This is a genomic window from Actinoplanes sp. NPDC051470, from assembly GCF_040682035.1.
Taxonomy (GTDB): Bacteria; Actinomycetota; Actinomycetes; order Mycobacteriales; family Micromonosporaceae; genus Actinoplanes.
Genome location: NZ_JBFBAA010000019.1, coordinates 56,017 through 68,032, shown reverse-complemented (window position 1 = coordinate 68,032; position 12,016 = coordinate 56,017). Strand labels below are relative to the sequence as shown.

The window sequence follows — 12,016 nt, the reverse complement described above, 5'->3', positions numbered from 1 at the left end:
CATTCCGAAGATCGGGTCAGGCTGCTCGGTGATACTCGTTGATCACGCCGCCGAGGCATCGCCGTCTTGGCGCATGGTCGGCAAGGGGCCGATGAGAGAAGAACGCGCTCCGGTCCGGCTCCCCGCCCCGATCGTCATCCCCTGCGATGTCTCGTGCACGGTGTTGCGCGACTCGGGCCGGGCGATCGCATCGAGCTCGCGTACGGACCGCACTCGGCCTATGTGCTGCCGCCGCGAGGCGCTCCGCGCGGTCGGTGAGCAGGCGCAGGCGCGCGTCGCTCTGGTCCACATCCACGTGGCGGAGACCGAGGAGGAGGACCGGGCACAGCGTGCGGAGCTCGGTTCGGTGCCCGCGCTGCTCGAGTCGGTTGGGCTGCTGCGGTCCCGGCTCCTGGCCGCCCACGCCGTGCACCTGTCGGACGCCGACATCGGCCTGCTCGCCTACGCCGGGGTGGCGGTCGCACACTGCCCGTCGTCCAACGCGAAGCTGGGCTCCGGTGTCATGCGACTCCCGGCCCTGCGGGCGGGGGCGTACCCATCGGGCTCGGCATCGACGGCCCGGCGAGCAACGACCGCCTCGACCTGCTCGACGAGGCGCGCACCGCCGCTCTCCTAGCCCGGGTGACCGGCCGCGACCCGGCCGCCATGGCGGCGGCGGACGCGTTGCTGCTGGCCACCCGCGGCGGCGCCGAGGCCCTGGGCCGGGGCGACATCGGCGCCCTTGAGGCCGGACGGTGGGCCGACGTGGTGCAGGCGCTCCGCTACTACCGCACCGACCGCGGCCACAACGAGCACTCGACCAACCGCCGCCTCACCCGCGGCGACACCCTGCTCATCGGCTTCGACGCGTTCCACCTGGTCGACCAGCTGATGACCCAGCCGCTGCAGCTAGTCCTGGCCGAGAACCTCGACGGCACCGGCTTCGACTCCTCCGCCGAGCGACTTTGGGATCTGGCCCCCAACCGCATCGACCGCACGGTCATCAAGGAAGCCCGTCACTACGAGATGTACGACGTGCCGGAGTACGTCGACGCCGCGGTCGAACGCCTGGCCGGCTTCTACAACGACCACCTCTGACCCACAGCGGGTCTGAGCCGATCGAGCGATTCTCTCGTTTGTTGGGCGCGCCTGTCCTCTCTCCAGATCGGACGCCCCGTGCCCGCGCCTCTGCCGCACCCCGGTCCCGCTAGTCCCGGCTCAGGCGACCCGCGTTGCCGGACTCGGGGCGCGTGGCGGCCAGTTCCGCATCATGGCCGCGGACTTCCGGTGGAGCACGATCGGACGGGCCGCGTGGTTCCTGCCGGTCGGCGCGCCGCCGGACGCGATGGTCTTTTCCTGGTTCTCTGGTTCCGGGGCAGCGGACCGCGCGTCTTGCTGTCCCGGCGAGGGGTGCCCGGCCGCCGTCGCGGTAACCGACTATGCCGAGGCCTCCGCCCTCATGGCCGTCCTCGACCGCGCCGTCTTGCAGGACCCTCTGTTGAATCTGGGCGAGCGTGCCGGCGCGCACCTCACTAACATCGAGAAGGCCGGCGAGATGTTACTGGAAAGCGATCGGGTCTCCCCGGGCGAGGTTCGGTGCCGCCCGCAGGGCCCACGAGGACCGGCATCGGAAGATCGGTTACGGGCGCAGGATGAGTTTGCCGCCGGGCCGCCCGGATGCGCTGAGTTCGGCGGCCTCCTGGATGGCCTCGAGCGTGAAGGTCCGGGCGATCGTGACGGTCAGGACGCCGTTGCCGGCCAGCCGGGCGATCTCGTTCAGCAGGTCGTAGCGCATGTCGATCTGAGTGGTCCGGGTGCCGAGTTCAGCGGCGGCGGCGAAGTCCGAGATGGTCAGGACCAAGTCGGGGTTGCCGGTCAGCTCGATCAGGATCGGCAGTGAACCTCCGGCCGGACTGGCCTGGCCGGGGCGGTCGGCGCGGCCCCCGGTCGGGGTGGCGTCCAGAGCCCGGTCGATGCCGCCGGCGGCCAGGGCGGTCACCCGCTCGCTCATACCTTCGCCGTAGTGAGTCACGGTAGCGCCGGCCTCCCGCAAGGCGGCGGCCTTGGCCGATCCGGCTGTGGCGATCACCCGGACGCCGCGGTGCAGAGCGAGGCGCACCGCCGCCTCGCCGACGGCGGAGCCAGCGCCGTGGACGAGCAGCAGTTCACCCGGCTGGACGCCGAGGTCGTCGAGGGCGTGCAACGCAGTGTCGGCGGCCATCGGCAACGCGGCGGCCTGTTCGTCGGTGACGCCGGCGGGAAGACGCGCCCACGTGGCCATCAGCGCGTGTTCGGCGGCGCCGGCCGTCGGGCCGTCGTAGGGCGCCGGCCCGAACACCCGATCACCGATCTCGACGCCGGTGACGCCCTCGCCGATCGCGTCGACAACGCCGGAGACCTCGAGCCCGAGACCGCGCGGCGGTGGCGGCAGTTGGTCGGCGAACAGGCCGGCGACGTTCGCCCAGTCGGCGGGATTCAGGCCGCAGGCCCGTACCGCGATCCGGATCTGGCCGGGGCCCGGTTCGGGCATAGGGAGGTCGCGGAGCACGATGACGTCGGGAGGGCCGAACCGGTCGAACTGCAGAGCCCTCATCCGGTGACGCCGATCGTGCCGATGCTCGGCGGTGTCCGGGGCTCGCAATGCCTCGTTGATCATGGCCAAACCGTACGGACCGCGACATGACTCAGTCGATGCTTCCCTGCGTCCGATGGTTAACCTTGTGCGTCATGGATGTGGTGAGTGATGTGCTCAGGGTGGCCGGGGTTCGAGGCACGCTCGGCGCATGCGTCGAGGCCGGCGGGCGGTGGGCCGTCGCCGGCGAGGACGGCTCGGCTGCGGGTCTGCACGCCATCACCGCGGGCGAGGCCTGGCTTACGCGGGCAGGGCATTCGCCGCTGCGGCTGTGCGCCGGTGATGTCGTGCTGCTCGCGGCGGGAGTCCCTTACGTGCTGGGTGACGCGCCCGGTTCGCCGGTGACAGCATGTGATCCGGCCGCGCTGGCCCGGTCGCGGCGGACCGGTGAGGCGGTCCGGTTCGGGGTCAGTGCCCCGGACACCAGGATCATCACCATCGCCTATGACTGCGACCGCACCGTACGGACCCAACTCCTGTTCGCCCTGCCCGAGCTGATGCACGTCCGGGGCAGCACCGGCGCGGACGGCCTCGACGACACCGTACGGATGCTCGGCCGCGAACTCGCCCATCCGCAGTTTGCTACCACGGCGGTGCTCGCGTCCCTTGTCGACATCGTCCTGATCCAGGTGCTGCGCGCTTGGCTACCTGCTCATGCCGGCGAACGCCGAGGCACCTGGCTCGGCATGATGGGCGACCCGGTCGTCCATCGCGCATTGCAGCACCTGCATGCCGACCCTGCCCGCCAATGGACCACCGAGACCCTCGCTGCCACGATCGCCGCCTCACGGTCGACCCTCACCCGCCGCTTTCCCGCGGCTGTCGGCATGGCACCCGCCGCCTACCTCACCCAATGGCGGCTGGACCTCGCCGCCAGCCGCCTGAGGACCACCGACCAGCCCGTCGAATCCATCGCGGTAGCCGTCGGCTACAACTCCACGCCGGCGTTCAGCCGCGCCTTCACCCGGTCTCATGGCGCCCCGCCCGGCCGTTACCGGACGATGCACCGCCCGAGCTGAGCAAACGGCGCACAGTCCCTGCTCCGAGGTCACCGGAACTCGGTCCGGATCTGGTTCACTCGACATCACGCCTAACGTCATCCCCATAGGCAGCAAGCACGAGCGCCAGTAACGGGAGGACGAACCCCACCGGCGCTTCGACGACCTGCTCCGGCCCGGCCATCCCGGGATTGCTCGGCGCGCTCCGCCAGATACAAGGCCGACGCGGGCTGAGATCAGGAAATGTACTGCTGTCCATTTGCGACATGAAGCCCGTACTCTCTGCTACAAAGCAGATGATCCGCCCGCCGCCACCCGCGGGAAACCGCCACCTCTGCGAGGGCGACTCGGCCACTTCTGTGTCACATCACCGGAAGGGCCGCCGAGGTGTCCGTGATCCTGCTGCCAACCGCCCGCCCTGGTTACCGAGAGGCGGCGATCGCGCCTACGTGCACTGGGTGCACCGGTGTTTGCTGGTAGCGCGTATCTGCTCATGATCAGATGTCCGGTCTATCGATCGTGCCGGTATGGCGGGTCGCGCCGGGTGGCAACCATTTGCGTCGTACGTGTTGTTGATCAGGCAGCAGGAGGAGGCGGTGTGGAGGACTTCGAAGCATATGTCGCGGTGGCTTGGCCACGGCTGCTGCGATCTGCCTGGGTACTGACGGGCGACTGGCATCGGGCGGAAGACCTGGTGCAGACGGTCCTGGCCAGGGCTTACGGGCGGTGGCCGCGGTTGCGAGACGGGGCGCCCGACGCGTACCTGCGCACCATGTTGGCGACGACCTATCTCACGTGGTGGCGCCGGAAGGCGCGTAACGAGATCCCGACGGACCCGCTGCCGGACGGCCCGCACGGACCGGGCCAGGACGCTCATGGACGGGTCGAGTTACAGGAGGCGATGCGGCGCGCGCTGCTCGTGCTCCCTCGACAGCAGCGCGCCGTAGTCATGTTGCGATTCCACGCCGATCTGACTGAGGTCGCCACCGCGCGGGCGCTGAACATCAGCGTCGGCACGGTCAAGTCCTACACCGCCCGGGCCTTGGCCACGCTGCGCGACGATGCATCCCTGCGCGGGCTACTTACCGAGGAGGTACCACGATGAGTACGGACCGCAAGCTCACGGAACTGCTCGACGTCGCGACCACCGACGTGCCGGCGGGATACCTGGCGCCCCCGCTCGCGGCCATCCATGGACGGGTGCGCCGCCGCCGACAGGCGTTCGTTGCTGTCGCCGCAGCCGCCGTCATCGTCGTGCTTGCCGGTGGGTACTCGCTCGGGGCGCGGATGCTCGTCGAGCCGGACCCGCAATTGCCGGTCGGGCGCACCCCGTCACCCAGCGCGTCGTCCACTCCTGGATTGCCTTGGTTCTCCGCGATGGTCGCTCGCGACGACACCACAATCACGGTGTACGCCAGCGCGAAACGGTGCGAGCGGCTTGATCGCCCGCGGGCCCGGATCGCCGCTCAGGACGCCGCGCGGCTCACGATCGAGGTTGTCGGCCGCGCCGTCCCCACGGATGACTGCTCGACCGGCGGCCACGCCGTCCCGATCGTGGTGAAACTGCCCGCGCCGCTGGGTCAGCGCACGCTACTGGATGCGGTGGGCCTGCGCACGCATCCGACCTACTTCGAGCGGTACCTGCCCAGACTCCGGGCGGATGGCCCGTGGTCGCCCGTCAGCACGGTGTGGCCGGCCAGCGAATCGAGCTGGAGCCAAGCGCTCAACGGTCCGGATGGCGCCGCACTGTTGCTGCGGGCGCAGCCCACCGAGTCGGTGCGGAAGCGTGTTCCCGTGGACAGCGTGGATCTTGGCCCCTACCGAGGCACGATTACCGGCAGCGGTGCCCAGTCCTGGACGGTGTGGTGGCAGGCGGGCGACGCGACGTACTCCCTGCGACTCGATCCGGCCGAGGGCACATCGTTCACACTCGCCCAGTTCAAACACGAACTCGTCCGGTTGTGGGCCTGACACTCCGGTGGGACGCGACGGCATGCGCGTGCAATCGAGCTTCGAGGGCCAGCAGCGACTCGAACGGGCCTTGAGGTCAGCCCCGGTGCTGGCTTCCTGTCGTCGCAGGAGCGCTTTTTGTACCTTGCCGAGTGCGTTGCGGGGCAGCGCCTCGGTGAGGCTCAGCCGTTCCGGGAGGTACCACGGTGTCATCCCGTCGGCGAGCAGGAACTGACGCAGCTCGTCCAGCCCCGGCTGCCGCCCGGGGTCGGCGGGGACGACGACCGCGCAGACGATCTCCTGTCCGTCGAGGCCCGGCACGCCGATGAGGGCCGCCTCCTTCACGAGCGGGTGAGCACGCAGCGCCTCTTCGACGTCGGTCACCGGAATCATGAAGCCGCTGCTGATCCGGTCGGCGACCCGCCCCACGATCGTGAGCCCGCCTCGCCCGTCGGGTACGGCTAGGTCGCCGGTGTCGTACCAGCCGTCGTTGTGGTCCGCGATCTGTTCCAGGGCTCCGCCGTCGATCGCCTGGGTGATGGCCGTGTTCAGGGTGTGCGCGGCGCCCTTGGGCTCGCCTGTCGTCCCGGAGGTGAAGAGCACGATCCGGGCCTGATCGGGATTCACACCGGCGAACCGCACGTCCGGAGCATCTTGCTCGAAGTCGGCCAGGCTCAACTGGAGTCGCAGCGCGGGTAGCCCGGTGGCGAGGTCTTCCGACGTCACGCAGACAGCGGCGTCGAGGCGGTCCAGGATCCGTCCCACCTCGCGCCGGCCGACGGTCGGGGAGATCGGTGCCGTGATCGCGCCGACCTTCCAGCACGCCAGCAGCAGCGCGAGGACCTCGAACCGGTTCGGCAGCCACAGCGCGACGACGTCCCCGTCGCCGATGCCGCGTGCGTGCAGGACCCGCGCGTACCGGTCCACCTCCTGCTGCCGATACGTGACGTGGTGGACCGGCGCGCCTTCTCGCCAGGCGCTGACGGCAGTGGCGTCGGGCGTCTCGGCCGCCCACTGTGCCAGGTCGTCCAACGGGGTCCGGTCTCGCCAGATGCCCAGATCGACGTAGCGACCAATCCAGGAATCCGGCGAGTGGACAGCGTTGGCCGCCGCGGCCGCGCTTCTGATACCGGAAACCCCCAGCGTGCCGGGAAAGGAGTCCTCGTGCGCCGAGACGCGGCCCGCAACCAGGAGCTGATCCTGAGGAGCGCCCATGAGGTGTTCTCCGAGCTGGGAACCGATGTCGGCATGGACGTTGTCGCCAGCCGTGCGGGCGTCGGCGTCGGCACCGTGTACCGGCATTTCCCGAACAAGGACCTTCTGCTCAGCCGATTGCTGAACGCGATGTACGAGGGCCTCGTAGCAGCTGCGCAGGAGGCCCTCGCGCGAGGAGACGGGACCGGTCTGGAGGAATTTCTCCGCCTGCTCAGCAGGTCTTTGATCGACCACCTCGGCTATTCCGACCGCTTCATCAGCGACCTGGGCCCGGGCGTGGGCGAGCAACTCGACAGCCTGTTCGACCAACTTCTGACCCAGGCGAAGACGCATCGCACGATCAACGACAGCGCCACGAAGGGCGACCTTCAGATCCTGATCTGGGGAGTACGTGGTGTCGTCGCCGTGAGCGGTTCCGTTGCCCCCGAGGCCTGGGAGCGTTTTCTCGACATCCATCTCGCGGGACTGCGCGCAGCGCCGTTCCCAAGCGTTCATCCAGGCATTGACGCCGGACAGATCAAGCAGATTCTGGACGCTCGCGACAAGAAATGATGGAGATCCGGTAGGCGCATCGTCGAATGCCGGAACCATCGAGCGGTGCTTGGAGCCCGGTTTAGCGCGGTCGACCGGAGATGGGCCTGTTCCGGGACCCCATTTCGCGTCGATGTGACTGCCGTCGATCACCGCTCGCGACCAGTCGAGCTCTTTGCCGCGTTCAGCTGCGCCAGCAGGATCCGATGCAGGTCGTCGAACACGCCGGCGTCGGTCCATCGCTTGGTCCGCCGCCAGCACGTCGGCCGACTACTCGAGGGAAGACGCGGACACCCTGATCGGCCAATGGCTTTCGCAAGCTGAAAGCCTCCCGGTTCAGATCGCCCACGCCGGCGGTTGGGGCGGACTCGACGACGCAACCTTCGCGGCGCTCGGGGCGTATCAGGACGCGATCAAGGCAGGGCAGCCAGGCATGAGCAAGTTGCAAATCGATCTCGCCGTGCTCGTGCAGGCCCCATGGGCAGATCGCGCACAGCTGCGCCGTCTCGTCGACCACATGCGACAGATCGGGCTCGATCGATTCCTACTGGGATCGGATTGGCCGGCGATTGCCTCGCCCGGCGACCACAAACCGACTCCTCTTAGGGCAGCTGCCCCTGACGCACAGGGAACAAGAGACGGTTCTCACGAACGTCGCGTACCACCTTAAGGCTGACAATGGCTGAGCCGACTCCCGCGTCGGACTCGCGGGCTCCCCGCGTCACGTTCGCACGGCCAGCTCTCCCGCTTGGCGTGGTGACGGCAGTTGTTCTGCTGGTATCGATGCCGTTGGCGGGACTGGTGTGGTTCGTCGTCGTTCAAGCTTTATGCTCGGTACTGATCGCCGCGATGCTTGTCGTGGTCCTTGTCCGCAGGCGATGTGCTCACGAGTGCTGTCACCGTCTGCGTCGTCAGTCGGCGGATACGGGCCATACCGGCTGGAGCAGGGCCGGGCCAGGCAGGAGAGCGATCGCCCACGACCTCCAGTGAGATCATTTTCGGCATCCATTCCACGCTCTCCGAGGGCATGATGTGGGCCAGCGCGTCCTCGAACTCCACATCATGATGGATCGCTAGTGCGGCCAGTTGCTCTCCAAGTCGTGCGTGATACTCCCCAAGGCGGTGTGCCACGTCGATCTCATCACGGAAGTTCTTACCGTCGATGCCAGCCTGATCGAGAAAAGTCAGTGAGTCGGATCTCATTCTTCTTACCGAACGTTCGAGGTCATCGCCTGGATCGTCGTTTTCTAGGGTCTCGGTAAGGCGGTCAGCTATCTTGATCACTGACCGCGTAATGCCAGGCAAGTCGTCGACCGAGCGCCTGGGATGGCCTGTCAGAACGCGGCGCCGCTCAAGGAATATAAATAGCTTCTTGGCGATCTATTTGTCACTTGGTTGCCGCTTCCAGCCGAACCCAATTACGCCTGGAATGGATATACTGGTAGGTTCGAATCGCATTTTCACCTAAGAGCTCCAGTTGGAATTCGGAGTAGCCAGGATGTTTTCCCGGCTTGGGTGGTCTGGTTTCAATAGAGATGAGTGACAATCCTGGCGGCTATTCTAGCTGCGCAGGTACGCGCTGGGGCAGTCTTGGAGATCAAAGCTGAGTTTCACAGCTGGCATGCACTTTCATCGGCAGAAGAGCGAACGATATGTCGCCGGGGGGCCGCGCGGGTGCCTGGTGGTGTCGATGTCCGGATCAACGGGCTTGGTCCGAGTCGAGCAGTGCCGCGCCGAGACTGGTTACGGTGTGGATGACGCTCGCACCGTCCCGGCGGGTGCTGATCAGGCCGTTGTTGCGCAGCACGGCGGTGTGGTGGCTGACGCTCGCGGAGGAGATGCCGACGCGGCGGGCGAGTTCGACGGTGCCGCATCCGTCGGCGATCCGGTCCAGGATCACACTGCGCGTGCGGCCGAGCAGGGCTGCGAGAGGGTCGGCGGGCCGGTCGACGGTCCAGAGCCGGCGGGCTGTCACCAGATCCGTGAGGACCGGGTAGGCCAGGTTCGCCGGGGCATCCGCATTCGCCAGGTCGAAGCTGAGGAAGGGCAGCGATCCGGTGAAGACCGACGGTGTCAGGACCAGCCCGCGCCCGCCGAGATGCACGTCGGCGTCACAGCCGAGGGGTGTGTCCACCTCCAGGATGGGGTGCCGCCACCTGATGTGCGCCGGGCACAGTGTCGCGAAGAGATGTTCCAGCCCCGCCTCGACGATCTCGAGCGCGCGCGCCGCACGGTCTGCGCGTATCCGGGCGTCGATGTGTGCCCAGTAGGGCCGGACTGCCGCATCGTGCAGCGAGGCAAGGGCTTCGACGAGTTCGCGCCGCGGACGCGGGTCGGCGTCCGCCAACGACTTCGACCATGTGGTCAGTCGGTGGCGCCGGTTGTGCCACGACAGCTCAGCCCGGAAGGATGCCGGCGGTACGCCCAGCAGGCGGTCGAGTCCCTCCTCGAAGCTCGTCAACGGCCCGACCAGAGCGCCGAAGTCGATGCCGTTGGCGTCACGAGGAAACACGTTGGCCAGAACACGGGTTCGCTGGCCCAAGTGGCCGTTCACGTGTGCGCGCCACGCGCGGAACTCCGAGGTGGGCAAGCGCTGCCGGAGCCGCTCGGCGGCCATGACAGTCTCGGCGAACGGTCCGGCCCCCGCCGTGATGCGCGTGCGGGCCAGATCCTCGGCCGTGAAGTGCAGTCGGTACATGTCGGCCCCCGAAATGCGAACAGCGTCGATGCCCCTCGCGCGTCGACCCCAACGCTCTGACCAGGGCTATTCCAGCAGGGCTGAAAGCCCTACCGCCCGAGGACATCTCACCGCGAGCATATCGACGTCAAGCAATTCCGATCGGAACGATCTTTGACGCCGTCGTGATGACCATGCTGTCTTGCCCTTGGCTGTCCACGAACGACATCGCGCCCGCCTCTGCGGAAGCCGAGGCCACGGGGGCCGCGACGATGAGGAGAAAGCCCCGATGATCGAGCGGAAATGCATCGGCGGCCGGGTGCGCCGGCCGGCCTGCGTAATGGTCTTGCTGTTGAGCTTCTTGAGCCTCTTGACCTGGCTGGCGACCGAGCTACCCGTGCAAGCCGGCCGGCAGGAAACGACGGGCCCCGCGCCGGCGGCGGTCGTGCGGGACCTCGCCGCGGACGAGTCCGATGTGCTCGATCGGGCCGAGCAGTTCCTGATCCGCGATTGCATGCGGCGGCACGGTTTCGCGTACACCATCGTTTCGCACACCCAACGGGCCGAGGACCGCGACTTTCCGTACGTCATCGACAACGTCGGATGGGCAGGACGGCACGGCTACGGCACTGACCTGCTGCGCGAGCGTGAGGCGGCCATCCGGGCGGAACCCAACACCGTACGCCTGAACGGCATGACCCCATCGGCCCGGGCGGCGGCGCTGGCCGCGCTCAACGGCGTGTCCGACCCGCACACCGACCTCAGTGCCGTGCTCCCGTCCGGTATCACCACCCGACGGAGCTCGATCAGCTGCACCTCGGAGGCGCAACGGGCCCTCTACGCCGACCTGCCGACCTGGTACCGGGTGTCACGGGTGACCGAGAACCTGGCCCCGGAACGTATCGGGCTCGTGCTCGCCGACGCCCGATACCAGCGGGCGGTCGCCGGCTGGAGCCGTTGCCTGGCGCACGCCGGCCATGCGTACGACTCGCCGGGCGAGGCGCGCGACGCGGTGCTGTCGGCGGACCCGCCGATGCCGCGACCGAAGGAGACGGCCCTCGCTGTCGCCGAGGCGACCTGCGCCGGTCGGACCGGCCTGGCCGCGACGGTGCGCGAGCTCGACCGACAGCACGCAGAAGAGATCAACCAGCGGTACGCCGCCGACCTCGCCGACCGGCGACGGCTGCGACACGACGCCCTGCCGCGCGCCAACGCCGTCATCCTGGCGGGCTGACCGGGCGGCGAAGACTCCGTGGCGACCGTCCACGGTGCACCACCGACGATATGGGGGATCTGATGAGACGAGTTATCAGTCTGCTGGCCGGGGCCACCCTCGGTCTCGCACTCTTGACGGGGCTGCCGACTGCGGCCCAGGCACAGCCGGTCGCAGGACCCTCTGCGCCGAGCGGCTTCACGGCGCAGGGCGACGGCTACTTCTATGCCTGGGACGCCATCGACGGCGCGGACAATCCGACCACTGCGAATTGCCGGTGGTTCAACTCGGACGACAACTGGGAGAACAACTGCGGCAACTTCCGCAACCGAGCCTCGTCGGTGAAGAACAACAGCGCAAACGGCAACTACGCCAACCTGTACTACCACCAGTGGTACGGCGGGGCGTACGCCTGCATCGCGCCGGGCGACTACTGGAATGACCTGAGGGTCCGCTACTTCTCGTGGGGTCCGGCCGACGGCAAGGGCAAGGCGACGAACAACGAGATCGCGGGCTTCAAGTGGACCAGCCGCCAGTGCGGCACCTGATCCACTCTGAAGGCGCCGCCGACTATCTCGTCGGCGGCGCCCGTGCCGCTTGCAGGGTTGGCTGTCTCAGCGGCTGTCGACACCGGTTCAACGGTTGTCGTTTGCCACCTGAGTGAGTGTTTCTGAGGGCTGTCGGACGGCGTGTCCGCGGTGATTCCGGTAGTCGTGGCAGGTCCGGGATGTGGGCCCGTTGGCGATCATCGAGCCGACGCTTCCGCTGATCAAGGAGCCGGGGCGGGTCCCGAAGCATCCTTTCCGTGACATCGTGGACGC

11 protein-coding genes and 1 pseudogene are annotated in these 12,016 nt (G+C 68.1%); 7 read left to right on the top strand and 5 right to left on the bottom strand.

The features are described from left to right. Positions 1–91 precede the first annotated feature (91 nt). Together AB0M54_RS29705 and AB0M54_RS29700 are read left to right on the top strand one after the other, a co-directional pair. On the top strand, positions 92–616 hold the full coding sequence (locus AB0M54_RS29705) for an amidohydrolase family protein (RefSeq protein ID WP_364474889.1): 525 nt from the start codon (positions 92–94) through the stop codon (positions 614–616). Beyond that, complete coding sequence (locus AB0M54_RS29700) at positions 538–1,077, top strand: amidohydrolase family protein (RefSeq protein WP_364475019.1); 540 nt, start codon at positions 538–540, stop codon at positions 1,075–1,077. Before AB0M54_RS29705 ends, AB0M54_RS29700 begins: the two co-directional genes overlap by 79 nt. Positions 1,078–1,618: 541 nt before the next feature. On the opposite strand, the gene AB0M54_RS29695 is transcribed toward AB0M54_RS29700, so the two are convergent. Continuing rightward, positions 1,619–2,635: an NADP-dependent oxidoreductase gene (locus AB0M54_RS29695; protein ID WP_364474887.1), complete on the bottom strand. Its 1,017-nt coding sequence runs from the start codon at positions 2,633–2,635 to the stop codon at positions 1,619–1,621. Positions 2,636–2,706: 71 nt separating this feature from the next. Between AB0M54_RS29695 and AB0M54_RS29690 the strand changes: the two genes are divergently transcribed. Both AB0M54_RS29690 and AB0M54_RS29685 read left to right on the top strand, forming a co-directional pair. After that, positions 2,707–3,630: an AraC family transcriptional regulator gene (locus AB0M54_RS29690; protein WP_364474885.1), complete on the top strand. Its 924-nt coding sequence runs from the start codon at positions 2,707–2,709 to the stop codon at positions 3,628–3,630. A gap of 577 nt (positions 3,631–4,207) precedes the next feature. Further along, a complete protein-coding gene (locus tag AB0M54_RS29685; protein ID WP_364324124.1) occupies positions 4,208–4,714 on the top strand; it encodes a SigE family RNA polymerase sigma factor in 507 nt (168 codons plus the stop codon). 485 nt (positions 4,715–5,199) lie between these two features. On the opposite strand, the gene AB0M54_RS29680 is transcribed toward AB0M54_RS29685, so the two are convergent. Continuing rightward, on the bottom strand, positions 5,200–6,774 hold the full coding sequence (locus AB0M54_RS29680; RefSeq protein ID WP_364475017.1) for a class I adenylate-forming enzyme family protein: 1,575 nt from the start codon (positions 6,772–6,774) through the stop codon (positions 5,200–5,202). A gap of 3 nt (positions 6,775–6,777) precedes the next feature. Between AB0M54_RS29680 and AB0M54_RS29675 the strand changes: the two genes are divergently transcribed. Further along, positions 6,778–7,326 carry a TetR/AcrR family transcriptional regulator gene (locus AB0M54_RS29675; protein WP_364475016.1) on the top strand — a complete coding sequence of 183 codons (549 nt, stop codon included), beginning with the start codon at positions 6,778–6,780 and terminating at the stop codon, positions 7,324–7,326. Positions 7,327–7,371: 45 nt separating this feature from the next. Here the strand turns inward: AB0M54_RS29675 and AB0M54_RS29670 are convergent. The 3 genes and pseudogenes from AB0M54_RS29670 to AB0M54_RS29660 all read right to left on the bottom strand — a co-directional run. Beyond that, positions 7,372–7,592, bottom strand: a pseudogene (locus tag AB0M54_RS29670) (IS5/IS1182 family transposase); the annotation flags it as partial. A gap of 538 nt (positions 7,593–8,130) precedes the next feature. Beyond that, positions 8,131–8,589, bottom strand: a complete 459-nt coding sequence (locus AB0M54_RS29665; protein WP_364474883.1) for a hypothetical protein — start codon at positions 8,587–8,589, stop codon at positions 8,131–8,133. 415 nt (positions 8,590–9,004) lie between these two features. Next, the gene (locus AB0M54_RS29660) at positions 9,005–10,003 is read right to left on the bottom strand and encodes a winged helix-turn-helix domain-containing protein (protein ID WP_364324130.1); all 999 of its coding nucleotides are present in this window, start codon (positions 10,001–10,003) and stop codon (positions 9,005–9,007) included. A 331-nt stretch (positions 10,004–10,334) separates the two neighbouring features. On the opposite strand from AB0M54_RS29660, the gene AB0M54_RS29655 reads away from it, so the two are divergent. Beyond that, the gene (locus tag AB0M54_RS29655) at positions 10,335–11,216 is read left to right on the top strand and encodes a hypothetical protein (protein WP_364324132.1); all 882 of its coding nucleotides are present in this window, start codon (positions 10,335–10,337) and stop codon (positions 11,214–11,216) included. Between the two features lie 62 nt (positions 11,217–11,278). Continuing rightward, positions 11,279–11,743 carry a hypothetical protein gene (locus AB0M54_RS29650; RefSeq protein WP_364474881.1) on the top strand — a complete coding sequence of 155 codons (465 nt, stop codon included), beginning with the start codon at positions 11,279–11,281 and terminating at the stop codon, positions 11,741–11,743. Positions 11,744–12,016: the final 273 nt, after the last annotated feature.

Coding starts and splice junctions, on each gene's coding strand:
- AB0M54_RS29705 (WP_364474889.1), top strand. CDS start 92: ATGAGAGAAGAACGCGCTCCGGTCCGGCTCCCCGCCCCGATCGTCATC.
- AB0M54_RS29650 (WP_364474881.1), top strand. CDS start 11,279: ATGAGACGAGTTATCAGTCTGCTGGCCGGGGCCACCCTCGGTCTCGCA.
- AB0M54_RS29680 (WP_364475017.1), bottom strand. CDS start 6,774: ATGGGCGCTCCTCAGGATCAGCTCCTGGTTGCGGGCCGCGTCTCGGCG.
- AB0M54_RS29660 (WP_364324130.1), bottom strand. CDS start 10,003: ATGTACCGACTGCACTTCACGGCCGAGGATCTGGCCCGCACGCGCATC.
- AB0M54_RS29695 (WP_364474887.1), bottom strand. CDS start 2,635: ATGATCAACGAGGCATTGCGAGCCCCGGACACCGCCGAGCATCGGCAC.
- AB0M54_RS29690 (WP_364474885.1), top strand. CDS start 2,707: ATGGATGTGGTGAGTGATGTGCTCAGGGTGGCCGGGGTTCGAGGCACG.